Raw genomic sequence first — 25,444 nt, 5'->3', positions numbered from 1 at the left:
ATAAATATATGTTAAAATGACGATAATAGTAGATTTTCTACAGTTTGGAATAAAAAACGAACAGTTAGGCAATGAATCAATAAAATATCCTTTTTAGTTGTATAATGTCAGTGAGGAGAGTGAGGCTATGCAAAAGGCTTTTTATAGGCAGGTTGATCGTTGGGCTCAAGCCCTTCAAAAAAGAAACAATCTAGACCGTATCGCTTATTTAAAAATAAAGCTTGGCCTAGAAGTCTTTTTCAATAACCTTTTCAAAACGATTGTCGTTTATGGACTTGCTCTTCTATTCCATGTTTTCTTATACACACTAACTGTTCATTTAAGCTATTTTATTATCCGACACTTTGCACACGGTGCGCATGCCAAATCAACACTTGCATGCTATATAGAAAGTATTGTTTTATTCGTAATGTTGCCATGGCTCTTAGCAACGTATCATGTACCAATCAACATTATGATTACTCTTGCAGCAATCGCAGTCATTTTACTTTGTATTTATGCACCTGCTGCTACAGTTAAGCAACCAATTCCCACACGACTGATTAAGAAAAAGAAAATCACGGCAATCATTCTTGCAACATTAATGTTTGCAATTTCATTCCTTGTTCCTAATGCTTACCAACAAATGATTTTGCTAGGTATCACATTACAAGGCGGTTCACAATTGCCAATATTTTTCCCTAAAAACAGAAAGGATGTATTGTAATGGACTTATTAAATGGTATCTTTAAATTATTCGCTTTTATCTTTGAGAAAATTGGAAACTTAGCTAAGTATAACCCATGCCTAGGGTTTTTAGATGAACCAACTGTACCGAAAGAATTATTAGAAGAAGACAAATAAGAACTTCAAATTTCATCGTTATAGAGAGTGTGTTTAAACATGGAATTATTAAGCGGCATTTTAATATCGTCCTATCAAGGATTAATGTTATTTATTATCTCTAAAGTCATACTAAACTTTAAATATACACCAAAAGAAAAGATGACAATTGGCTTTATTACTATTATTAGCGGTCTAATTTATATTGTTTTAAACAGATTTACGTTGTTCATTATCATTCTTATTGACACTATATATCTTTATCGAAAAACAAAATTATATTCTATTTTAACAATGGTAGGAAGTGTTCTCATTATTTATTTAGGGAACCTTTCTGCCATCTCTTCATTCTTAATACTTGATCAAGAAAAAACTAATATTATTATTGTTTATGCAGTATACTTATTTTTATTTACTGTTACATCACTTATATTAGCTTACTTGGTCCGTTTTATAATACAAAAATTAAAGAAGTCTTATTTATCAACCAATAAGCTTTATTTGTCAGTTGTCTCTATTTTTTTAGCTAGTATCTTCATTTCCTTGTTTACATTTATGCCAAAAAATATTAGTACTTTTAAAAACTTACAGTTGATGGTCATATTATACATTTCATTCATTCTTGCCGTAGTTGTTTTAGTGTTAGTAATCAGCTTCACGGTATTACGAGAAATGAAGTATAAGAGACAAGTTGAAGAAATAGAGAATTATTATAAATACACCTTACGTATTGAAAAGATTAATAACGACATGCGCAAGTTCAGACATGATTATGTGAATATATTACTTTCCATGTCTGAGTTTATTCGTGATGACGATATGCCTGGTTTAAGAGCTTATTTTGAGGAACATATTGTTCCACTTAAAGATAATATGCAGACGAATTCTTTTAAAATCAATGGACTTGAACGTTTACAAATTCGAGAGTTAAAAGGTTTGTTGACGACTAAAATTATTCAAGCACAAGAAAATAATATCAGAGTAAGTGTTGAAGTACCTGATGAGATACATCATATTTCATTAGACATGATTGACTTATCGAGAGTAATGGGGATTATTTTGGATAATGCAATTGAAGCTTCCACTGAAATCGATGATCCTTTAATTCAAATCGGCTTTATGAAAAATAAGGATGCCGTGATGATTATTGTGATGAATAAGTGTGCTAAAGATATCCCTAAAGTTCATGAACTATTTAAAGAGAACTTCTCTACTAAAGGTCCAAATCGAGGTTTAGGGCTATCAACTTTAAGAGAAATTATTGATCAAACGGATAATGTCTTATTAGATACTGTGATTGAAAACCATTACTTTATACAAAAACTTGAAATCATGAATACAGAGCACGAGGATGTGAAATAAACGTGAAGATTATTATATGCGAAGATGATGTACAACAGCGTGAACACATTGAATCCATCATTGAAAATTATATTATGATTGAAGAAAAACCTTTAGAAGTGGCGCTCTCAACGGGTGATCCTTATGAGGTATTAGAATTCGCTAAAGCTACAAATGAGATTTGTTGTTACTTCTTAGATATTCAGTTAGATTCTGATATTAACGGTATTAAGCTTGGCAGCGAACTTAGAAACTATGATTCTGTCGGCAGTATTATCTTTATTACTAGCCACAGTGAACTCACTTATCTTACTTTCGTTTATAAAGTAGCAGCCATGGACTTTATTTTTAAAGATGACCCTTCAGAAATGAAATCTCGAATTATTGATTGTATCGAAACTGCATTGACGAGACTACAGTTGCTTTCAAAAGAATCTAGTCTCGAAACAATTGAGTTAAAACGTGGTAGTAACTCAGTCTATGTTAATTACGATGATGTCATGTTCTTTGAATCCTCGGCAAAATCACATCGCTTAATTGCGCATTTAGACAATCGTCAAATCGAATTTTATGGCAACTTAAAAGATTTAAGCCAATTAGATGACCGCTTCTTCCGTTGTCACAATAGTTACGTCATTAATCGCAATAACATCGAAGAAGTAATATCTAAAGAACGTGAGGTCTACTTTAAAAATGGTGAACACTGTTATATCTCAGTAAGAAATTTAAAGAAAATCTAATCAAACAGGGCTGAAATCGCAATTGATTTCAGCCCTTCTTTTCTACTTATTCTTTTTATATTTCCACTTATAATTTATTGCTCCGAGTTATCTTCTACTTCATATATACCATGCAAATCATATTTCGTGAATTTTAAATATGCTTGACCTGATTCTGTACCTACACGTATTCCTTTACTATTCTCTGGAGGGAAAATGCGTGAAGACATAACACGCTCACCATGATTACAGAAAACTTCAATACTAGACTGGTCTACAAAAATTTGTAAATGCTCTAAATCTCGACTCAATTGTACTGAACATTTCGTTTCAACATTTGCAAGCGGTACTTCCCCACTTTCACTGCAATCTAATGTCACTAAACGTGAATGTGTGTTATACGTCACTTTTGTCGAATTCCATTTTGAGACTTTTACTTCAAAATAGATTTCAGTCGCATCATTTTCCAAAATTTCAATCTGCAGTTCAAAGTTGTCGCCTTCATAAGGGTGGAGCTGTTTCGCAAATTTATTGGCATAACCTAATGCTGTTTCTTCGTTATATCTTAATTGTTTTAAGCTGGAGTGTGGTGTTTGATATATCTTTCCGTTGTGCATAGTAAGTTGTCTTGGAATAGAAAGACAAGGAACTTGTGCAATTTCAGGCAAATGTTCATATTCGCCTTCTGTTTTTAATAAACCAATTAAGACACGCGAACCTTCAGCATCTTCGAACGTTTGAGGGAAGACAAAACCAAAGCCGTCATCCCACAATTTGAAATCGCCATGATTCATCTTAAAGTTATGGAAATGTAAATGCCCCATTAAGTAACCTGCTTTAAATGCGTGTTCCGTATTTTCAGCTGTAAAAGTTAAAATGTCATAACCGTTCATAGTGAAATAATCAGATGCATGCCAAAAATCACCAAAGTGAGAAAGGTTTGTATGGACGGGTGCAATCAATTGCCATTGGTTGAGATCGTCAGCATGATAAGCTAATAATCTTCCTTGTCCTTTTTCTGTTTGTGCACTTAACAATGCAAAACGTGTTCCATCTTTTTCAAACACTTTTGGGTCTTGTACATTTTGAATATAGCCTTCAGGCACTTCAAAATTGATAGGTTGTTCATATTTTTCGATTTCACCTGTATGATTTTTCACTGCATGCAGTTGCGTGAAAGGTGCTTCAATAACAGCATCTTTACTTTTTGCTGAGTATATAAAATGTGTCTGCTGATTGATCTCTATCGCACTGCCGCCTTTAATCCCCTCATCATCAAATAATCCGTCTGGTTTTAACATAATCTGTTCTGTAGGATTTTGTATTAAATCAGGAGTTTGATATGCGTAACTATAGCTTAATCCATTATTAATCGTAAATGGATACCATACATGACTTATTAAATAATGCTTGCCATCAAATAATAGACCATTCGGTTTACCCGCTGAACCAAATGGCGGCTGTAAATGGAATGTTTGTTTATACGTTGAAGAAGCGAACTTGTCTTTGAGTTCAGCAATTCTTTCAGCTGGTAGTTGTTCTATTCGTTGCGTTTCTACTTCATTTATCCAATCTTGCATCAACCATGTCCTCCTAATTAAACGTTTATCATCATTTCTTTTATTTTAGCATATTTATATACTCCCACCTATCCTCTTTTTCATACGGATTTCTATCTATGACATTTATATCAATTTTATAAGATAATACTTGTGCTTAATCAATTAATAATTTAGGGTAAAATTATACCCTTGCAATTTGGTCAATTGTATATTAGGATAAACCTTATCAACATTATCGGAAAAGAGGGATTAAATGATTTGGATGATTATCAGCGGTCTAATTGTGGGGAGTTTACTAGGATTTGTAATGCAGCGGACACGATTTTGTTTAGCCGGCGGATTTAGAGATATGTATGTTCAAAAAAATAATAAAATGTTTTACGCTTTACTCATTGCAATTTCTGTTCAAGCAATTGGCTTATTAGCTTTCACAGCGATAATTGGCAAACCTTTAGATAACGGAACATTCCCAATTATCGGAACAATTGTTGGATCATTTGTTTTCGGTGTTGGAATTGTATTAGCTGGCGGTTGTGCCACTGGTACTTACTACCGTGCTGGTGAAGGTCTTATCGGCAGCTGGTTAGCTTTAGTTGCTTATGCAGTATTCTCAGCTATTACTAAAGCAGGATTGTTAAAACCAGTGATGGAAGGTCTTAATTCAAAAACTAATGTTAATGCAGATATGTCAACAAGTACAGGTATTCCTGCTTGAGTTTGGGTCATTGTCATTACAGCAATTACAGTGTTCTTTGTGGTTAAAACAGTACGTAAACCTAAACCGAAAATTGCAGTCCCTAAATTAAAACAAAAATTCACAGGTGTACGTCACTTCTTCTTTGAAAAGAAATTCCACCCATTCGTAGCAGCAATTGTTGTTGGATTAATTGCGTTACTTGCTTGGCCAATGAGTTATTCAGCAGGCCGTGAAGGTGGTTTAGGTATCACTACACCTTCTTCAAATTTAGTACAATTTATCATCACAGGTAAAACATCATTCTTAGACTGGGGCGTATTCTTAGTCTTAGGTATTTTCATCGGATCTTATATTGCAGCTAAAGGTTCACGTGAATTTGCTTGGAGATTACCAGATAAAAAGACTTTAAGAAATAGTGTTATCGGCGGTGCATTAATGGGATTCGGCGCTTCAGTTGCCGGCGGTTGCTCAATTGGTAACGGCTTAGTTGCAACAGCAGCATTATCTTGGCAAGGTTGGATTGCTCTTGCATCAATGATTTTAGGTACTTGGTTAATGAGTTACTTTATCTTTATTAAACCAATGAAAGCATTACGTAAAGCACCTGCTAAAACAACTGCTTCAAGACCTGCAACACAATCATAATTAAGTTAAAATAGCCATAACGAATAAAAAGTTTTAAACAAAGGAGAATGAATCTATGGTATACGAACTAGGAACAGTCGGAATGGTTTGTCCTTTCCCTCTTATCGAAGCACAGAAGAAAATGGAAGAATTAGAAGTCGGAGACGAATTGAAAATCGACTTTGACTGCACACAAGCGACAGAAGCTATCCCAAACTGGGCAGCTGAAAAATCTTACCCTGTAACAAATTACGAACAATTAGGAGACGCTTCTTGGACAATTACAGTTCAAAAAGCCTAAACTAAAAAAGGAGTTTGCATTGAATGAAAATTCAAGCAAACTCTTTTTCTTTATTTACGATTCATATTATTCATAAAGAAGAGTAAAGACTGTAATTCTACCCCTAAATCAATATGATGTACTGATACATTATCAGGTACATCGATACGTGAAGGTGTAAAGTTTAAAATACCTTTTACGTTACTAGCGACAAGTTGATCAGCAACTTCTTGTGCTGCTCTTCCAGGTGTTGTGATAATCACTACATCTAAATTGCCTTTTTTCAAAATATCATGAATGGCATCCATGTCTTTAACTACAACTTTTCCAATTTGCGTACCGACTACATCCGCGTCAATATCAAACGCTTCTGTAATCACCATATCATCGTGGATTGAGAAGTTATATGAAAGCAATGCTTTCCCTAAGTTCCCTACGCCGACTAAACCAATACGAATTACATCACTTTCGCTGATTTCGCCTTTAAAGAATTCTAATAAACTCTCCACATTGTAACCATAACCTTTTTTACCCAGCTCACCAAAGTATGAGAAATCTCTTCTGATGGTAGCTGAATCAATATCCAATGCTTCACTGATTGTTTTAGAATTCACTCTATCTATCCCTTTTTCTTGAAGGGTATTCACGAATCGGTAATATAAGGGTAATCGTTTCAAAGTCGCGCGAGGAATTTTATTGTTTTGATTAGCCAATTTATTTTCCTCCAAATCTTTCTAACTACTATCCCAAACTTTATTCAGTTCAACCATAATAAAACTATACTTTTAATCGTATGAAGTTATGTTAATTTAGCCATGGAGTTGTGAAAAGTAGTCATTTTATCGACTATTAGCAGATTATAGTATTATCATAGTTAATAATGCTGTACAACAATACTCAGCTTGTTTCTGGAATCATTTTTTATTATTTAAGTATACCGTATGATTTCAGAAATTGGAATGACTGTATTATCAACATTTTAGTGAATACGCTCTTTATTACACTAAAACATCCATAATTGCATTTGTAAATGACAGCAATGTACTAACTATTATACGATTAGAATTTTGTTTTGAACACATTTTTTTAAAACAAATCATAATTAATGGTCTGTATTAAATGTGTATTGACACAAATTTCTGATAAAATATTCAATCTTTTAATTTCGCGTGATATGTTAGGAATTCATGTCAATTGCGCTTATAATAGTAACTAAGCGACGCTTTTTAGGAAGGAGGACTACGAGATATTTATAGACAAATCTCGTATAAATTTGAATGATATTACTACAACTAAACAATGTCTCAAAATCCTTCGACGGGGAAGAAATCTTTAGTGATGTCCACTTTGAAGTAAAGAGTCATGAAAAAATAGGCATTGTCGGCAGAAATGGCGCTGGCAAATCAACATTAATGAAAATCATTGCTGGTGTGGATGGTTATGATAGCGGCAATGTCTCGAAAATCAAAAATTTAAAAGTCGGTTATTTAACACAACAAATGACCTTAGATACTGACCATACCGTATGGGAAGAGATGTCTAAACCTTTTGCGTATCTTAAACAAATGGAACAAGAGATGCAGGCGGAAACTAATTGGTTAGCCAATCATGCTGATGAATATGAATCTGAGACTTTCAAAGACCATATGGCAAGATATGAAACTTTGTCTAACCAATTTGAACGCTTAGAGGGGTATCAATTTGAAAGCAAGATTAAAACAGTCTTACACGGATTAGATTTTAACGAAGAAGATTTCAATCGTTCAGTAAATGATTTCAGCGGTGGTCAAAAAACACGTTTGTCACTCGCACAAATGTTATTGAGTGAACCTGATTTATTATTACTTGATGAGCCGACCAACCATTTAGATATGGAAACAACACAATGGCTCGAAGATTATTTGAATTACTTTAAAGGTGCTATCGTTATTATCAGTCACGACCGGTTCTTCTTAGATAAAACGGTCAACCAAATCTACGATGTCGCACTCGGTGCAGTTCAACACTATGTCGGCAACTATAGTAAATTTATCACACAACGTGATCAATACTATCAAAAACGTATGCAAGAATACGAACGTCAACAAGCTGAAATTAAACGACTAGAAACATTTGTCGAAAAAAATATCACACGTGCATCAACAAGCGGTATGGCTAAAAGTCGTCGAAAAGTTTTAGAAAAAATTGAACGTATCGATAAACCGATGTTAGATGCTCGCAGCGCTAATATCCAATTCGATTTTGATCGTAATACAGGTAATGACGTATACCATATTAGAAACTTAGAAATCGGTTATGCAGAGCCTGTGATTGCACCTATCACAATGGAAATCACTAAAGGAAATCATTTAGCAGTCATTGGACCGAACGGTATCGGAAAATCAACATTCATTAAAACTGTAGCCGACCGTATTCCTAAATTAGGCGGCGAAATTATTCATGGCGCAAATTTACGTGTCGGTTACTACGATCAAAAACAAGCAGAATTCAAATCTAATAAAACCATTTTAGACTATGTATGGGACCAATACCCTACCATGCCAGAAAAAGATGTACGTGCAGTATTAGGTCGTTTCTTATTTGTTCAAGATGATGTTAAAAAAATCATCAATGATTTATCAGGTGGTGAAAAAGCCCGCTTACAATTGGCATTATTGATGTTAGAACGTAATAATGTCTTAATTCTTGACGAGCCTACCAACCACTTAGATATCGATTCTAAAGAAATGTTAGAACAAGCACTTCAAGATTTTGAAGGTACTTTAATCTTCGTTTCACATGACCGTTACTTTATTAATCAACTGGCAAATAAAGTTTTCGATATGCAACCAGATGGCGGTACTGTTTACGCAGGCAATTATCAATATTATTTAGATAAAACTGAAGAGAAAGCCGCGATTGCCGCAAAAAATGAAGCACAACAAGCAGCACAAATCTCGACTGAAGAAAATACGAATTCATACGAAAATCAAAAAGCACAGCGTAGAGAACTACGTCAGCTAGAACGCCAAATTGAAAACTGTGAAGCAGAAATTGAAAAGTTCGAACAACAAATCGAAACCATCGATCATCAATTAACACAACCAGAAGTATTTAATGATCCAGAAAAAGCTGCACAGTTAGCTGAAGAAAAAGACACTATCGAACACCAACTCGAACAAGTTATGGAAACGTGGGAAGAATTACAAGAAAAAATAACATAAACCATAAAGGTTACCGAGGACTAGAAATGAACACTTCATTTTTAGTCCTCTTTTATTACAATTCCTTAACAAAATTATCAACATTAAAAATCCCTTAACATCAACTATCCGCAGAGTTATCCACTTTATCCACAGGTAAAAAGACACCATTTTAAAGGCTATTCACATCACTTTCCACAGTTATTCACCTATTTACCCACACTTATCCACAAGTTATTCACTTATTGTTGATAAGTACGCATGTTCGCTATTGACAAAACAACAACTCAATCAAAATTGGCGACTGCCCATTATTATGAGATACTATAAATAATTCATATAAATAGAGAGGTATTATTCATGGATAGTGTACTTAATATTTTCTTATTTTTAATCTTCATGTGGCTAGTGATTACAGCGCTTTATATCATACTCACTTACTACCAAAAATACCGCGCTGCACAACGTATACGTTCATTATGGGATGCACGCGCTAAATCTGAAAGCTTCATACGTCCCAATCAACATTATCGCTATCAATACGATACATATCATCAGCAAAATGAACATACACTCGATGATAAAACATGGTCCGATTTAAATTTAGACGACGTGTTTCAACAACTCAATTATAATTTCACCGCAATTGGTGAAATGCGCTTATACGCAACACTTCGAGGCATGTTTAAAGTTAACAACCAAAGCTTGATTAACAAGTTCAAAAATCATAAAACATTTCGTCAAAGTGTGTCTGTACATTTATCACAAATTGGCAAAACAATTTACCCAATGTTTCCGGATCAAATCAAACCAATTAAAATGCAAAATATTTATTATCTATGTCCTTTGCTTCCTATTATAGGTTTGATACTTGTACCTATTCTAAAGGGCCCAGGCTTATTAATATTACTCTTTACGATTGTGTTGAATATCTTTCTAAGCGGTAAATTATCCAAACACTACTCTGAATATATCAACGCAACCTTTTATTCTGTTAATGTCATTAAAAAAGCTGAACGTATTCATCAACTTGAACAAGCACCTGAACTTGATGTGAATTTCAAACATTTCGCGAAAGCCAAACGATTCAGTCCCCTACTAGGTAAAGTTTCACCTGATAACGAAGGTGGTGCGATGGCAGAATTTATTAAACTCGCTTTCATGTTAGATTATGTTATTTTCAATTCAGTTCAAAATACCTTTACTAAGCATCAAGATGAACTGATGGCTTGTTATGACTATGTTAGTGAAATTGACAATCATTATGCGATTGCTTTATGGCAAGAAACTTTAGAATCATATACACATCCTGAAGTCACACAACAACCTGAATTAGAATTCAACGCGTTAGTTCACCCTTTACTTGAGACACCTGTCCCAAATGATTTAAACATTCAGCGAAACATCTTACTGACAGGTTCGAACGCATCAGGTAAATCGACGTTCATGAAAGCTGTAGCACTCAATTTAGTATTAGCGCAAACTGTTGATACAGCATTAGCGACTCAATTCAAATATAAGCCTGGTATGATTTTAACTTCTATGGCGAATCAAGATGATGTACTGAGCGGAGATAGTTACTTCATCGCAGAATTGAAATCTATCTTACGCTTAATGGATCAAACATACACTTATTGTTATTGCTTTATCGATGAAATATTTAAGGGAACGAATACAACAGAGCGCATTGCTGCTTCTGAATCAGTTTTAAATTACCTTGCAGAACATCCCGAATACAGAATCATTGCGGCAACGCATGATATTGAATTATCACAACTACTTGAACAGGATTTTGCGAATTATCATTTTAATGAAACGATTAAAAATGATGAAATTTATTTTGACTATAAAATCAAACCAGGTAAAGCAGATACTCGTAATGCAATTGAATTATTACGCTTAATGCACTTTCCTGATGCTGTTTATCAAAATGCATTAAAAAATACAAAAAAGTAGAGAAGCAAAATAACCGCTTTTCTACTTTTTCTTTTATCAACATTTCTTTTTATTCAACTATTCTACTGAAAATTCTTCAATATCAATACTGCTTTTACCATTTAAATCTAAATCAGCTTTTAATCCAGCTTCATATAAATAATGACCTGCTGCACCAATCATCGCCGCATTGTCAGTACATAACTTCGGACTTGGAATTGATAATTTAATCTGATGTTCTGCACATGCTTCTTTAAGTGCTTTTCGTAAACCTTTGTTGCTTGCAACACCACCTGCGACTATTAACTGATTCACTTGATACGTTTCACATGCTTTAATCGCCTTGTGTACTAAAACTTCAACGACACTATTTTGGAAACTTGCCGCAACATTTTCAGGAATAATTTCTTCATTCTTTTGTTTCAAGTTATGCAGCTTATTGATAACTGCACTTTTTAAACCACTGAAGCTAAAATCAAAACTATCCGGTTCTAGCCATACACGTGGGAAGTCGTAGACATCTTCCCCTTCTGTTGCGAGTTGATCGACTTTCGGTCCGCCGGGATACGGCAAGCCGATTGTACGTGCCACTTTATCATAAGCTTCACCGACTGCATCGTCTCTTGTTTCACCGATAACTTCAAAGTTTAAATGGTCTTTCATATAAACTAACTCCGTATGACCACCTGATACTATCAGTGCCATCAACGGAAACTCGAATGGTTCTTCTAAATTATTCGCATAGATATGACCTGCAATATGATGCACCGGGATTAATGGTTTATCATATGCATATGCTAATGCTTTTGCTGCATTGACTCCGATTAAAAGTGCACCGATTAAGCCTGGACCTTCTGTCACCGCAACCGCATCTATTGCTTCCATATCTGTATGCGCTGTTGTTAAGGCCTCATCTATCGTTTGTGTGATACCTTCCACATGATGACGGCTCGCTACTTCAGGGACCACGCCGCCGAAACGTTTATGACTTTCAATTTGGCTTAGCACAGTATTGCTTAAGATTTCTTTGCCATTTTTAATCACACTGGCACTTGTTTCATCACAGCTTGATTCTATTGCTAAAATTAATGTATCTTTTTCCATTATAAATCCACCCACATTACGAGTGCATCCTCGCCTTCTCCATAATAATTTTTTCGTTTGCCGCCGTAATTGAACCCTAATGATTCATAAACACGACGCGCAATGCTGTTTTCAATACGTACTTCTAAACTCATAACCTCACATGTCTGTCTAGCGAAATTCATCGCATACTCCACAATTAACTTTCCTAATCCATACCCGCGCATCTTTTCAGTTACCGCAACTGTCGTAATTTGTGCTTGATCAATGACGGTCCATATACCGATATAACCAATAATCTCTTGCTCATATTCCATCACAAAATAACGTGCAAACTGATTACGCTCGACTTCATGATAAAAAGCATCAATAGTCCAAGAGCTATCATTAAAACACAAGCGTTCTAAATCAAAGACCTTCGGCACATCCTCTACAGTCATCAATCGTATATTCAAGCTATTTAATTCCGTTGTGTTTTTAACCAATTGCGTTCTGCCTCAGAAAGTTTAAGATAGTCTGGTTTAAAGGTATGGATATTTTCTGGTTGCGTAATTAAACTTTGCATCACGCTGGCTTTAGGAAGTTGATGAATTATCGGTCCATTTAGCAACTCAGTAATATTTTCTAAATCATGACCGACAAAAACGTGTGGCTGTTGTTGTTGATTCAGATAATCATTTAAATCTGTAATCAACATATATTGGTCTTCTAATAAGTTAACAAGTTGACCTTCTTGGTATTGATAAATACCTGTGTAAACCGCTTCTCGTCTTGCATCAAACACGGGAACAATTAACTGTTCAGTCTGTGTATCAGGTAAAGTTGCAGCTAAGGCTTCTAAAGATGAAACGCCATATAACTCTGTATTTAATGCATAAGCTAACGTTTTAGCAGTCGTAACACCAATTCTTAATCCAGTGTATGAACCAGGACCTTTAGCAACGATAATTGCATTAATATCTCTTTTAGTGATACCTGCTTCTTCAATGATTTTTTGAATCGCCGGCATCAGTTGAACAGAATGATTACGTTTAATATTTGTGGTATGTTCTACTAATATATTTTCATCTTGCATCACTGCAAGCGACATAGGCTTATTGGATGTATCCAGCAGCAAGTAAATCACGTGTGACGTCCTCCTTCAGTTGTGCATAATGCGCACCTTGTGCTTCTATTGTAATTTCTCTTTTATTTTCATCTACTGCAGTAAGATTAATCGTTAAATGATTACCTGGCAATAAGTCTTGAATAAATGTACTCCATTCAATAACGGTTACTGCATGATCATCAAAATATTCATCGAACCCTAAGTCTTCATCAGAATCTTCTAAGCGATAGCAATCCATATGATGAAATTTCATGTTCGTTCCTTTATAAGATTTAATAATATTGAAGGTTGGAGAATTAATTGTACGTTTCACTCCTAAATGCTTACCGATGAATTGACTTAATGTTGTCTTTCCTGCACCTAAATTACCATTTAATAAAATTAGATCTTTGGGTTGTAAATGCTTTGTCAGTATTTCAGCAAATTGATTCATTTGATCAATATTGTTGATTGTTATCATTTTCAAGTCTCCTATTTTCTATTCTGTATGCGTACAGAAATTTCGTCTTCTATATTGTAACATGGCATGCAACTGCTTTTGACTATAATGATTGTTTGCTTTAAAAATGAAATATGTAATTATTAAAAACGTTTTCATGTATGAAATTAAAAAATTTTCAGAAATCCGGTTGACATCCCTCTGGACATGTAGTAAATTAAGTTTATCAAATTTTTAGACAATTCAAATTTATTCATAAAACCATTCGAAAGGAGCAAATTGAAATGACTAACAGAACACAAGCAAATACTCTACCGACAACAACAAATATTTTAGTCATTTTATTAATTTGCTAGGACTCGAACTTTAGTAAAAACCATTACTAAATGTTTAAGTCCTATTTCCGATTGAATGGGACTTCCATTGACGTCCCAATAATTATTGGGACGTTTTTTTATTTGAATCTTCGGGGGGAATTATATTGAGAAGCGACACAATCAAAAAAGGAGACCAACAGGCTCCGGCCAGAAGTTTACTTCATGCCACAGGACAAATCAAAGATCCAACAGATATGAACAAACCATTCGTAGCGATTTGTAACTCTTATATCGATATCGTTCCAGGACATGTTCACTTAAGAGAATTAGCAGATATTGCAAAAGAAGCTATCCGAGAAGCAGGCGCAATTCCATTTGAATTCAACACAATCGGTGTTGACGATGGTATCGCAATGGGACACATTGGAATGCGTTATTCATTACCATCTCGTGAAATCATCGCAGATGCAGCTGAAACAGTTATCAATGCACATTGGTTCGACGGCGTCTTCTACATTCCAAACTGTGACAAAATCACACCAGGAATGTTAATGGCAGCAGTTAGAACAAACGTACCTGCTATCTTCTGTTCAGGCGGACCGATGAAAGCTGGTTTATCTACAACAGGTAAAGCCTTAACTCTTTCATCTATGTTCGAAGCAGTTGGTGCCTTTAAAGGCGGTTCAATGACAAAAGAAGAATTTTTAGATATGGAACAAAATGCTTGCCCTACTTGCGGTTCTTGCGCAGGTATGTTCACAGCAAACTCAATGAACTGTTTAATGGAAGTATTAGGACTAGCACTTCCATATAATGGTACAGCATTAGCCGTATCAGACCAACGTCGAGAAATGATTCGACAAGCCGCTTTCCAATTAGTAGACAATATTAAAAATGATTTGAAACCACATGATATCGTTACAAAAGAAGCATTAGATGATGCATTCGCATTAGATATGGCGATGGGCGGTTCAACAAACACAGTACTTCACACACTTGCAATCGCAAATGAAGCGGGTGTTGATTATGACTTAAGCCGTATCAATGAAATTGCTAAACGTACACCTTATTTATCTAAAATCGCACCAAGTTCTTCTTATTCTATGCACGATGTTCATGAAGCCGGCGGTGTTCCTGCTATCATCAATGAATTAATGAAAAAAGAAGGTACATTGCACCCTGACAGAGTGACTGTTACAGGTAAAACACTTCGCGAAAACAACCAAGGCAAAGAAATCAAAAACAAAGATGTCATCCATCCACTTGATAATCCGTACGATAAAGAAGGTGGCCTTTCAATCTTATATGGTAACTTAGCTCCAAATGGTGCAGTTATCAAAGTCGGCGGTGTAGATCCTGAAATCAAAGTCTTTAAAGGAAAAGCCATTTGTTTCGACTCTCATGATGAAGCTGTTGAAGCAATTGATAACCACACTGTACGTGAAGGTCACGTTGTAGTTATTCGTTATGAAGGCCCTAAAGGCGGACCAGGAATGCCTGAGATGTTAGCCCCTACTTCATCTATCGTAGGTCGTGGCTTAGGTAAAGATGTTGCATTAATCACTGACGGAAGATTCTCAGGAGCAACAAGAGGTATCGCAGTCGGACACATTTCACCTGAAGCAGCATCAGGCGGACCAATCGGATTAATTCGTGACGGTGATGAAATCGTCATCGACTTAACAAACAGAACATTAGATGTAGATGTTTCAGAAGAAGAAATGAACAAACGTAAAACAGAAGTCAAACCATTTAAAGCTAAAGTGAAAACAGGTTACTTAGCACGTTATACAGCACTTGTTACAAGTGCAAATACGGGCGGTGTTATGAGAGTACCAGAATATCTAATTGAGGAGTGATGCTTTATGTCTAACCCACAAATGACTAAACATAATGAAGAAGCAAACAGTACACAAGCAGCCACGAAAACGAGTAGAAGCGGTTCGGAATTGTTGGTAGAAGCACTGTTGAAAGAAGGCACAGAGTTGCTTTTCGGTTATCCAGGAGGTGCCGTGCTACCGCTCTATGATACATTTTACGATGGTAAAATCAAACATATCTTAGCACGACACGAACAAGGTGCTGTACACGCTGCGGAAGGTTATGCCAGAGTTTCTGGCAAACCTGGCGTAGTTGTAGTTACCAGCGGTCCAGGAGCAACAAACGTTATTACAGGTATCGCAGACGCATTTAGTGATTCATTGCCACTTGTAGTATTTACAGGACAAGTTGCAACACCAGGTATCGGTAAAGATGCATTCCAAGAAGCGGATTTACTTTCAATGACAACACCTATCACTAAACACAACTTCCAAGTTAAACATCCAGACGAAATTCCTGAAGTGGTACATCAAGCGTTTCACATTGCAAATACAGGTCGTAAAGGCCCAGTAGTCATCGACTTCCCTAAAGATGTCGGCATTCTACAATCTGATGTTGATGTATGTGACGAGCTTGATTTACCAGGATATCGTTTAGCTGATGCACCGAACCCTCAAGATGTACAAACTGTACTAGAATGGTTGAAATCAGCGAAGAAACCAGTCATTTTAGCTGGGGCAGGCGTGAGACATTCAGAATCAGGCCCACTTCTGACTACATTTGCTGAACGCCATCAAATTCCAGTAGTCACAACTTTACATGGGTTAGGCACAATTCCTTACAGCAATCCCCTATTCTTAGGTATGGGCGGTATGCATGGATCTTACGCAAGCAACATGGCACTTTCTGATTGCGACTTGCTTATCAACTTTGGCAGCCGCTTCGACGACCGCCTTGCAAGTAACCCAGATAAATTTGCAGAAAACGCTAAGGTTGTTCATGTAGACATCGATCCTTCTGAAATCAACAAAATCATCAAAACAGATTTGGGCGTAGTAGCTGACTGTAAATTGATGCTTGAAGCATTGCTTACAGAAACTAATACTTACGACCAACATAAAGACTGGGTTGACTATTGTGTGAATAATCAGAAATCTCATCCATTTGCATACACAGATGAAGAAGCAGATGTATTTATCAAACCTCAACAAGCCATCGAGTATATCGGTAAAATTACAAATGGAGAAGCGCTAGTTACAACAGATGTCGGCCAACACCAAATGTGGGCAGCACAACTCTATCCATTCAAACATGATAATCAATTAGTAACAAGCGGTGGTCTTGGAACAATGGGCTTCGGCATCCCTTCTGCTATCGGTGCTAAATTAGCACAACCTGATAAAACAGTTGTTTGTTTCGTTGGAGATGGCGGTTTCCAAATGACCAGCCAAGAAATGGCAATCTTAAATGAGTATGGTTTAGATATCAAAATCGTCCTTATCAATAACGGCACACTAGGAATGGTTAAACAATGGCAAGATAAATTCTTTAAACAACGTTTCTCTCATTCAGTATTCAATGGCCAACCAGATTTCCAACAATTATCAGAAGCATATGGTGTGAAAGCATTCTTAGTAGATGATCCTAAAACACTTGAAGCAGATTTAGAAGCAGCATTTGCACACAAAGGCCCTGCTTTAATCGAAGTAAGAATCTCACCTAAAGAACCAGTTTTACCGATGGTACCAAGCGGTAAAGCGAACAACGAAATGGAGGGTGTCCTATGAGATATACATTCAAGACGCAAGTATTAGATAAATCTGGTACATTAAACCGACTGACAAGTACCTTTTTAAGACGTCAGTTTAATATCGTAACACTTTGTGTTACACCAAGTATTCAACCTGGTATTTCTGATATGACATTCGTAGCTGAGTTAGATGAAGCATCAAAAGTACAATCACTCATGCTCCATTTAGAAAAACAAATTAATGTACTTTCTGTAGAAAATATCACAGATAACAACGTCTACAGTGTGGAATTATTACTTGCTAAAATTGCAACACCTGCAGATAAAACAGAATTAGACAACTTGATCAATCACAGTGATGCGCTAGTTTCAGTATTAAAAGAAGAAGATGGTCATACTTATTTACAAGCATCAGGTACACAACAAGCACTTGATGATGTATTACATGCACTATCATCACAACAGATTGAACAAGTTTCTAGAACAGGAACTGCAGCATTATTATAATTTGAATTTTCACAAAGTTGAGAATTTAAAATAAAACAAATTTTTGGAGGAATTTATTATGACAACAGTTTATTATGACGAATCAGTGAAAAAAGACGCTTTAGAAGGTAAAAAAATCGCGGTATTAGGCTACGGTTCTCAAGGTCACGCACATGCTAAAAACCTTAAAGACAACGGCTATGACGTTATAATCGGTATCCGCCCAGGACATTCTTTCGACAGAGCTAAAAAAGATGGATTCGATGTATATCCAGTTGGAGAAGCAGTAAAACAAGCAGACGTAATCATGGTATTATTACCAGATGAAATCCAAGGTAAAGTATACGACGAAGAAATCGCTCCTAATCTAGAAGCTGGTAATGCATTAGCATTTGCACATGGTTTCAACATCCACTTCGATGTAATCAAACCACCAAGTGACGTAGATGTATTCTTAGTAGCTCCTAAAGGCCCTGGTCACCTTGTAAGACGTACATTCACTGAAGGCAGCTCAGTTCCTGCATTATTTGGTGTAGGCCAAGATGCAACTGGTAACGCTTTTGACATCGCATTAAGCTATGCAAAAGGTATCGGTGCAACTAAAGCTGGTGTCATTGAAACTACATTCAAAGAAGAAACTGAAACAGACTTATTCGGTGAACAAGCAGTACTTTGCGGTGGTGTTACTCAATTAATCCAAAACGGTTTCGAAACATTAGTTGAAGCTAGTTACCAACCAGAACTTGCTTACTTCGAAGTATTACATGAAATGAAATTGATCGCTGACTTAATGTACGAAGGCGGTATGGAAACTATGCGTTATTCAATTTCAAACACTGCTGAATACGGTGACTATGTTTCAGGTCCACGTGTTATCACACCAGACGTTAAAGAAAACATGAAAGCTGTATTAACTGATATCCAAAACGGTACATTCGCTAACAACTTCATTAAAGATAATGAAAATGGATTCGAAGAATTCTACAAACTACGTAAAGCAGCACAAGGTCACCAAATCCAAGAAGTTGGTAAAAAACTTCGTGAAATGATGCCATTCGTTGAAAATAAAACTATTGAAGAATAATACTAAATCAGGAGGTTGATTATTTATGAGTCATATTCAAATATTTGATACAACACTAAGAGACGGTGAACAAACGCCCGGAGTCAGTTTTTCCTTTGATGAAAGACTGACTATCGCAAAGCAACTTGAAAAATGGGGTGGCGATGTAATTGAAGCTGGATTCCCTGCTTCTAGTGAAGGTAGCTTTAAATCAGTTCAAGCTATTTCACAAGCTTTAACTAAAACTGCTGTAGTAGGCTTAGCAAGATGTAAGAAAAGCGACATCGATGCTGTGTACGAAGCAACTAAAGAAGCAAAATATCCGCAATTACATGTATTTATCGCTACTAGCCCTATTCATTTAGAGCATAAATTGAAAATGACTCAAGAAGAAGTGCTAGAGCAAATTACTGAAAATGTTGCTTATGGCAAATCTTTATTCGATGTTGTACAATTCTCACCCGAAGATGCAACACGTACTGATTTAGATTTCTTAATCAAAAGTGTGCAAACAGCTGTAGACGCAGGTGCAACAATTATCAACATTCCTGATACAGTAGGTTATAGCTATCCAACTGAATTCGGAAATATCTTTAAAGTATTGCTTGAAAATGTTAAATCTGATCAAGAAATTATCTATAGTGCACACTGCCACGATGACCTAGGCTTAGCTGTTGCAAACAGCATGGCTGCCATCGAAAATGGTGCAAAACGTGTTGAAGGTACAATTAACGGTATCGGTGAACGTGCTGGTAATACTGCACTTGAAGAAGTTGCGCTTGGTTTATACGTACGTAAAGATCACTATGGTATTGAAACAAGACTTGAGCTTGGACGTACTAAAGAAACTTCTGATTTAATTTCTCGTTTCGCTGGTATTCCAGTACCTCGAAATAAAGCTGTTATCGGCCAAAACGCATTCAGTCATGAATCAGGTATCCACCAAGACGGCTTCTTGAAAAACCGTGAAACATACGAAATCATGACGCCACAATTAGTGGGTATCCAAACATCTGAATTGCCTCTTGGTAAATTGTCTGGTAAACATGCTTTCGCTGAAAAGTTAAAACAACTTGGCTACGAAATCAGTCCAGAAAAACAAGTTGAATTGTTCAAACAGTTCAAATCTATTGCCGATAAAAAGAAAAATGTTTCTGATTATGACGTACATGCCCTTGTTCAAGGTCATTACCATGAAACAAATGCTGCTTATCATGTTGAAAATCTTCAACTACAATTTGTGGCTGAAGGTGTACAAAGTGCAGTCGTTCAACTTCGTGATAATGACGGCAAACAATATCAATCAGCAGCAACAAGAACAGGTTCTATTCTTGCAGTATACAATGCAGTAGACTTAATCTTCGATGCTGAATCTGAATTGTTGAACTATCAAATCTCTTCAGTAACTGAAGGTTCAGATGCACAAGCACAAGTTAACGTTGAACTTAGCATTGATGGACGCTCTTACTACGGTATCGGTATCGACCATGACGTATTGCTTGCTTCATGTAAAGCTTATGTGGAAGCTTATTCTAATCATATTGCTGATGCATCAGTTAATAATGAGGTGAACGCATGAGTTATAAAATCACTGCCCTCCCAGGCGATGGTATAGGTCCAGAAATACTTGAAGGTACTTTGAAAATATTAGAAAAATTAAGTGGAAAATATAACATTGATTATGAATTAGAAACTTATGATTTTGGAGGGGCCGCTATAGATAACTATGGCGACCCGCTTCCATCATCTACGCTTGAAGCTTGTAAACAATCTGATGCGATTCTTTTAGGTGCAATCGGCGGTCCAAAATGGACAAACAGCCCAAAACGACCTGAAGCTGGCTTACTTGCTTTAAGAAAGAACTTAGAGTTATTCGCAAATATCCGCCCTACTGCTGTAGTTGAAGGCACGACTGAATTCTCTCCTCTTAAAGCAGAACGTGTACAAGGTACTGATTTAGTGATTGTCAGAGAATTAACAGGCGGTTTATACTTCGGTGAACCGAAAGAATTAGCTGAAGATCATGCAATTGATTCATTAACATATACTAAAGCAGAAGTTGAACGTATTGCACACGCAGCGTTCAAACTTGCACAATCAAGACGTAAGAAATTAACTTCAGTGGACAAAGAAAATGTATTAGCATCAAGTAAATTATGGCGTAAAACAGTTGATGAAGTATCTGCTTCATATCCTGATGTGGAAGTAGAACATCTACTTGTTGATGCATGCAGTATGCATTTGATTACGCGTCCAACACAATTTGATGTGATTGTAACTGAAAACTTATTCGGTGATATTTTAAGCGATGAAGCTTCTGTCATTCCAGGTTCATTAGGTGTATCCCCTTCTGTCAGCTATGGACAAAAAGGTACAAAACTTTATGAACCAATTCATGGATCAGCACCTGACATTGCGGGTCAAGATATTGCGAATCCGACAGGTATGGTGCTTTCATTAGCAATGTGTTTCAGAGAAACATTTAATCAAGCAGAAGCGGCAGAAGAATTAGAAAAGATTGTTTATGGTTTACTGAAAGAAGGCTTTACGACACCTGATTTAGGCGGAAAAGCACATACTTCAGAAATCTTCGAGAAAATTTTACAACAACTTTAAAGGATGGTGATTGAAATGGGACAAACTTTGTTCGATAAAATATGGAATAGACATGTTCTCACAGGAAATGCAGGTGAACCGCAATTATTATACATTGACTTGCATTTAATCCATGAAGTGACATCACCTCAAGCCTTTGAAGGATTAAGAATTCAACACAGACCACTGAGACGTCCGGATTTAACGTTTGCGACAATTGATCATAACGTACCGACAGAAGATATTTTCAACATCAAAGATGAAATTGCAGCAACACAAATCAAGACGCTTCAAAAGAACTGTGCAGAGTTTGGGGTTCGACTGTTTGATAATGGTACTGAAGAACAAGGTATCGTACATATGGTTGGACCAGAAATGGGATTAACGCAACCTGGTAAAACCATTGTTTGCGGTGACTCTCACACAGCAACACACGGTGCTTTCGGTGCCATTGCTTTCGGTATCGGAACGAGTGAAGTTGAACATGTTTTTGCGACACAAACATTGTGGCAAACTAAACCGAAGAATCTTTTAATTGATATTAATGGTGAGTTGCCTAAAGGTGTATATGCGAAAGATATTATCTTACACCTCATCAATCAATATGGTGTAGATTTCGGTACAGGTTATGCGCTTGAATTTGCAGGTTCTACAATTCGTAATCTATCAATGGATGCGAGAATGACAATCTGTAATATGGCGATTGAAGCCGGCGCAAAATATGGTTTAGTTGAACCAGATGAAACAACACTAGAATATGTCAAAGGTCGTCCTTACGCTGATATTGATGAGGAAACTGCAGAATATTGGCAATCACTTTATAGTGATAAGGATGCACAATTTGATCGTGTGATTGAGTTAGATGTATCTGACCTAGAACCACAAGTAACTTGGGGTACTAGTCCTGAAATGGGTGTAAGCTTCAATACACCTTTCCCAGAAATTCAAAACGTCAATGACGAACGTGCTTATCACTACATGGATTTAAAACCAGGTGAAAAAGCTGAAGATATTGAACTTGGTTATGTATTCTTAGGCTCTTGTACAAATGCGCGCCTTTCTGACTTACAAGAAGCAAGTAAATTTGTTAAAGGACATAAAGTACATCCTAATATCACAGCAATTGTTGTACCTGGTTCAAGAAGTGTTAAACATCAAGCTGAAGCATTAGGACTTGATAAAATCTTTAAAGATGCAGGCTTTGAATGGCGTGAACCTGGCTGCTCAATGTGTCTCGGTATGAACCCTGACCAAGTACCAGCTGGTGTCCACTGTGCTTCTACCAGCAACCGTAACTTCGAAGGTCGTCAAGGTAAAGGTGCAAGAACACATCTTGTATCCCCTGCTATGGCAGCAGCTGCTGCGATTGAAGGACGCTTCGTAGACGTCAGAAAATGGGAGGCGCTTGAACATGCTTAAAATCGAACCGATTACACAATATACAGGTAAAACTGCTATTTTATTTCACGATAATATTGATACAGACCAAATTATCCCAAAAGTCCATCTCAAAGGCGTTTCTAAAACAGGACTTGGTCCTTACGCCTTTGATGAGTGGCGTTATCTAGAAGATGGTTCAGATAACCCTGAATTCGAATTAAACCAACCTCAATATAAAGGTGCTTCAATTCTTATCACAGGTGATAACTTTGGTTGCGGTTCTAGTCGTGAACACGCAGCTTGGGCATTAAAAGATTATGGCATCAATATTATTATTGCGGGCAGCTTCAGTGATATTTTCTACATGAACTGCACGAAAAATGCATTATTACCTATCGCACTAGAAAAAGAAGATCGCGAGTTCCTTGCGAAATATAAAGAGCTCGAAATTGACCTTCCGAATCAGGTAATCAAAACACCTGATCGCGAATTACATTTTGATATTGATTCAACTTGGAAGAACAAACTTGTTCAAGGACTAGATGATATTGCCGTCACATTGGCATACGAAGACCAAATTGAACAATACGAACAGAAATACCAACACAATTAAGGAGTGAGCGAAATGACTGTACAAACTGCTGTATCAGCTAAAGACATAGAAGAGGCTTTTTTATCATTACAGCCGATTGTCAAAGAAACGCCTTTAGAGAAAGATCATTATTTATCTTTAAAGTATGACTGTAATGTATATTTAAAAAGAGAGGATCTGCAATGGGTACGTTCCTTTAAACTAAGAGGTGCTTATAACGCAATTCAAGTATTGAGCGAAAGCGAAAAAGCAAAAGGTATTACATGTGCGAGTGCCGGCAACCATGCACAAGGTGTCGCATTTACTGCACAACGATTAGGATTAAAAGCAGTCATCTTTATGCCTGTGACAACTCCCCTTCAAAAAATTAATCAAGTTAAATTCTTTGGTGGAGAAAATGTTGAAGTAATCTTGGTTGGTGATACATTTGATGATTGTTTAAAAGAAGCCCTAGAATATACTGAAAAACATGCGATGAACTTTATTGACCCATTTGACAATGTCAATACAATTGCAGGTCAAGGTACAATCGCAGCGGAAATTTTAAAAGAAGCACAAGAAAGCAATATCGATGTAGATTATCTATTTGCCGCAATTGGTGGCGGCGGATTAATTTCTGGTGTAGGTACTTACTTTAAAGAGAAGTCGCCTCAAACAAAAATTGTAGGTGTTGAACCTAAAGGTGCTGCAAGTATGTATACTTCAGTTGTCTTAGAACATCACAGAGTGAAATTACCAGAAATTGATAAGTTTGTAGACGGTGCATCTGTTGCACAAGTCGGCAAAATTACATTTGAAATTGCGAAAAAAGTCGTTGATGATTATCTTCAAATCGATGAAGGTGCTGTATGTTCTACAATCTTAGATATGTATTCTAAACAAGCCATTGTCGCAGAACCTGCAGGTGCATTAAGCGTCTCAGCTCTAGAACAATATCGTGATCAAATCAAAGGCAAAACAGTAGTTTGTATTATCAGCGGTGGTAACAACGATATCAACCGTATGAAAGAAATCGAAGAACGCTCACTTTTATATGAAGAAATGAAACACTACTTCATTTTCAACTTCCCTCAACGTCCTGGTGCGTTAAGAGAGTTCGTAAATGAAGTATTAGGACCAAATGATGATATCACTAAATTCGAGTACTTGAAAAAATCTTCTCAAAACACAGGTACAGTTATCATAGGTATTCAATTAAATAACCATGATGACTTAACGCGTTTGAAAGAAAAAGTACATGAGTTTGATCCATCAAATATCTATATTAATGAAAACAAAATGTTGTATTCATTATTGATTTAATCTAAAAAGCAGGAGATGCCATAATTCTAAAATGACTTATGGTTTCTCCTGCTTTTTCTTTATATACATATGCCTATTAATTTTCCGCACAGCTTCTCCACTTACACATTTTAAGCTAAATTCTCGTTTATTGAATGAGTCTTTAACTAATGCTGATTAAAAATGCTTTTTATATACCTATTTAAAACAGTATGTAATGTTTTATATGTATCTTATGAACTATATCAATTTCTCTTATAAAAAAGCATAAAAAAAAGACCTCAAACCTGAGATCTCAATGCGGCTCATCGCATCCAAAATATATAATATACGATTATACATTCAAAACTAGATAGTAAGTAAATTT

22 protein-coding genes and 1 pseudogene are annotated in these 25,444 nt (G+C 36.2%); 17 read left to right on the top strand and 6 right to left on the bottom strand.

What is annotated here, in order from left to right; all coding sequences use genetic code 11:
* The first annotated feature begins 127 nt into the window (after window positions 1-127).
* Genes HMPREF2846_RS08750 through agrA form a run of 4 tightly spaced genes read left to right on the top strand, consistent with a single transcriptional unit; the run spans window position 128 to window position 2,903 of the window.
* Entirely contained in the window at window positions 128-706 is a 579-nt protein-coding gene (locus HMPREF2846_RS08750; RefSeq protein ID WP_002481720.1) for an accessory gene regulator AgrB, read from the top strand.
* The gene (gene agrD / locus HMPREF2846_RS08745; protein ID WP_023015908.1) at window positions 706-843 is read left to right on the top strand and encodes a cyclic lactone autoinducer peptide AgrD; all 138 of its coding nucleotides are present in this window, start codon (window positions 706-708) and stop codon (window positions 841-843) included. The genes HMPREF2846_RS08750 and agrD overlap by 1 nt, the downstream gene beginning before the upstream one ends.
* A 39-nt stretch (window positions 844-882) precedes the next feature.
* Entirely contained in the window at window positions 883-2,184 is a 1,302-nt protein-coding gene (gene agrC / locus HMPREF2846_RS08740) for a quorum-sensing sensor histidine kinase AgrC (RefSeq protein ID WP_070463420.1), read from the top strand.
* 2 nt (window positions 2,185-2,186) lie between these two features.
* Window positions 2,187-2,903 carry a quorum-sensing response regulator AgrA gene (agrA, locus tag HMPREF2846_RS08735; RefSeq protein ID WP_002481723.1) on the top strand — a complete coding sequence of 239 codons (717 nt, stop codon included), beginning with the start codon at window positions 2,187-2,189 and terminating at the stop codon, window positions 2,901-2,903.
* A gap of 74 nt (window positions 2,904-2,977) precedes the next feature.
* Here agrA and HMPREF2846_RS08730 read toward each other — a convergent pair whose 3' ends face one another.
* The gene (locus HMPREF2846_RS08730; protein ID WP_070626459.1) at window positions 2,978-4,462 is read right to left on the bottom strand and encodes a GH32 C-terminal domain-containing protein; all 1,485 of its coding nucleotides are present in this window, start codon (window positions 4,460-4,462) and stop codon (window positions 2,978-2,980) included.
* A gap of 235 nt (window positions 4,463-4,697) precedes the next feature.
* On the opposite strand from HMPREF2846_RS08730, the pseudogene HMPREF2846_RS08725 reads away from it, so the two are divergent.
* Together HMPREF2846_RS08725 and HMPREF2846_RS08720 are read left to right on the top strand one after the other, a co-directional pair.
* Window positions 4,698-5,786 (top strand): annotated as a pseudogene (locus HMPREF2846_RS08725) (YeeE/YedE family protein).
* A 55-nt stretch (window positions 5,787-5,841) separates the two neighbouring features.
* Window positions 5,842-6,066 carry a sulfurtransferase TusA family protein gene (locus HMPREF2846_RS08720; protein ID WP_002481726.1) on the top strand — a complete coding sequence of 75 codons (225 nt, stop codon included), beginning with the start codon at window positions 5,842-5,844 and terminating at the stop codon, window positions 6,064-6,066.
* Between the two features lie 50 nt (window positions 6,067-6,116).
* On the opposite strand, the gene HMPREF2846_RS08715 is transcribed toward HMPREF2846_RS08720, so the two are convergent.
* The gene (locus HMPREF2846_RS08715) at window positions 6,117-6,758 is read right to left on the bottom strand and encodes a redox-sensing transcriptional repressor Rex (RefSeq protein ID WP_002481727.1); all 642 of its coding nucleotides are present in this window, start codon (window positions 6,756-6,758) and stop codon (window positions 6,117-6,119) included.
* Between the two features lie 564 nt (window positions 6,759-7,322).
* Here HMPREF2846_RS08715 and HMPREF2846_RS08710 point away from each other — a divergent pair.
* Together HMPREF2846_RS08710 and HMPREF2846_RS08705 are read left to right on the top strand one after the other, a co-directional pair.
* Window positions 7,323-9,248 carry an ABC-F family ATP-binding cassette domain-containing protein gene (locus HMPREF2846_RS08710; protein ID WP_070626458.1) on the top strand — a complete coding sequence of 642 codons (1,926 nt, stop codon included), beginning with the start codon at window positions 7,323-7,325 and terminating at the stop codon, window positions 9,246-9,248.
* A 339-nt stretch (window positions 9,249-9,587) separates the two neighbouring features.
* A complete protein-coding gene (locus HMPREF2846_RS08705; RefSeq protein ID WP_070626457.1) occupies window positions 9,588-11,183 on the top strand; it encodes a MutS-related protein in 1,596 nt (531 codons plus the stop codon).
* A 57-nt stretch (window positions 11,184-11,240) separates the two neighbouring features.
* Here the strand turns inward: HMPREF2846_RS08705 and tsaD are convergent, their stop codons facing one another.
* The 4 genes from tsaD to tsaE are packed head-to-tail and all read right to left on the bottom strand — an operon-like array spanning window position 11,241 to window position 13,813.
* The gene (gene tsaD, locus HMPREF2846_RS08700; protein ID WP_023015914.1) at window positions 11,241-12,266 is read right to left on the bottom strand and encodes a tRNA (adenosine(37)-N6)-threonylcarbamoyltransferase complex transferase subunit TsaD; all 1,026 of its coding nucleotides are present in this window, start codon (window positions 12,264-12,266) and stop codon (window positions 11,241-11,243) included.
* Window positions 12,266-12,685 carry a ribosomal protein S18-alanine N-acetyltransferase gene (rimI, locus tag HMPREF2846_RS08695; protein WP_096754679.1) on the bottom strand — a complete coding sequence of 140 codons (420 nt, stop codon included), beginning with the start codon at window positions 12,683-12,685 and terminating at the stop codon, window positions 12,266-12,268. Before rimI ends, tsaD begins: the two co-directional genes overlap by 1 nt.
* 20 nt (window positions 12,686-12,705) lie before the next feature.
* Entirely contained in the window at window positions 12,706-13,371 is a 666-nt protein-coding gene (tsaB, locus tag HMPREF2846_RS08690; protein WP_070626455.1) for a tRNA (adenosine(37)-N6)-threonylcarbamoyltransferase complex dimerization subunit type 1 TsaB, read from the bottom strand.
* Window positions 13,340-13,813 (bottom strand): tRNA (adenosine(37)-N6)-threonylcarbamoyltransferase complex ATPase subunit type 1 TsaE, encoded by a 474-nt coding sequence (gene tsaE / locus HMPREF2846_RS08685; RefSeq protein ID WP_070626454.1) that lies wholly within the window; start codon window positions 13,811-13,813, stop codon window positions 13,340-13,342. The genes tsaB and tsaE overlap by 32 nt, the downstream gene beginning before the upstream one ends.
* Window positions 13,814-14,273: 460 nt before the next feature.
* On the opposite strand from tsaE, the gene ilvD reads away from it, so the two are divergent.
* From ilvD to ilvA, 9 genes are read left to right on the top strand one after another with little or no spacing between them, the layout of a single operon-like run.
* Entirely contained in the window at window positions 14,274-15,968 is a 1,695-nt protein-coding gene (gene ilvD / locus HMPREF2846_RS08680; RefSeq protein ID WP_070626453.1) for a dihydroxy-acid dehydratase, read from the top strand.
* A 21-nt stretch (window positions 15,969-15,989) separates the two neighbouring features.
* Entirely contained in the window at window positions 15,990-17,717 is a 1,728-nt protein-coding gene (ilvB, locus tag HMPREF2846_RS08675; RefSeq protein ID WP_070626469.1) for a biosynthetic-type acetolactate synthase large subunit, read from the top strand.
* Complete coding sequence (ilvN, locus tag HMPREF2846_RS08670) at window positions 17,714-18,187, top strand: acetolactate synthase small subunit (RefSeq protein WP_002481737.1); 474 nt, start codon at window positions 17,714-17,716, stop codon at window positions 18,185-18,187. The genes ilvB and ilvN overlap by 4 nt, the downstream gene beginning before the upstream one ends.
* A gap of 58 nt (window positions 18,188-18,245) precedes the next feature.
* Window positions 18,246-19,250, top strand: coding sequence for a ketol-acid reductoisomerase (gene ilvC / locus HMPREF2846_RS08665; protein ID WP_070626452.1), 1,005 nt, complete (start codon window positions 18,246-18,248; stop codon window positions 19,248-19,250).
* 25 nt (window positions 19,251-19,275) lie between these two features.
* The gene (locus HMPREF2846_RS08660; protein WP_070626451.1) at window positions 19,276-20,808 is read left to right on the top strand and encodes a 2-isopropylmalate synthase; all 1,533 of its coding nucleotides are present in this window, start codon (window positions 19,276-19,278) and stop codon (window positions 20,806-20,808) included.
* A complete protein-coding gene (gene leuB, locus HMPREF2846_RS08655) occupies window positions 20,805-21,845 on the top strand; it encodes a 3-isopropylmalate dehydrogenase (RefSeq protein WP_070626450.1) in 1,041 nt (346 codons plus the stop codon). Before HMPREF2846_RS08660 ends, leuB begins: the two co-directional genes overlap by 4 nt.
* Window positions 21,846-21,860: 15 nt before the next feature.
* Window positions 21,861-23,243, top strand: coding sequence for a 3-isopropylmalate dehydratase large subunit (leuC, locus tag HMPREF2846_RS08650; RefSeq protein ID WP_002481741.1), 1,383 nt, complete (start codon window positions 21,861-21,863; stop codon window positions 23,241-23,243).
* Entirely contained in the window at window positions 23,236-23,817 is a 582-nt protein-coding gene (leuD, locus tag HMPREF2846_RS08645; protein ID WP_002481742.1) for a 3-isopropylmalate dehydratase small subunit, read from the top strand. Before leuC ends, leuD begins: the two co-directional genes overlap by 8 nt.
* A gap of 12 nt (window positions 23,818-23,829) precedes the next feature.
* Window positions 23,830-25,098: a threonine ammonia-lyase IlvA gene (ilvA, locus tag HMPREF2846_RS08640; protein ID WP_057510853.1), complete on the top strand. Its 1,269-nt coding sequence runs from the start codon at window positions 23,830-23,832 to the stop codon at window positions 25,096-25,098.
* Window positions 25,099-25,444 lie beyond the last annotated feature (346 nt).

The organism is Staphylococcus sp. HMSC056G08 (genome assembly GCF_001812305.1).
GTDB classification, from domain to species: Bacteria; Bacillota; Bacilli; order Staphylococcales; family Staphylococcaceae; genus Staphylococcus; species Staphylococcus simulans.
The sequence above is the reverse complement of the archived record's forward strand: the minus strand, read 5'-3'. Positions and strand labels throughout refer to the sequence as shown.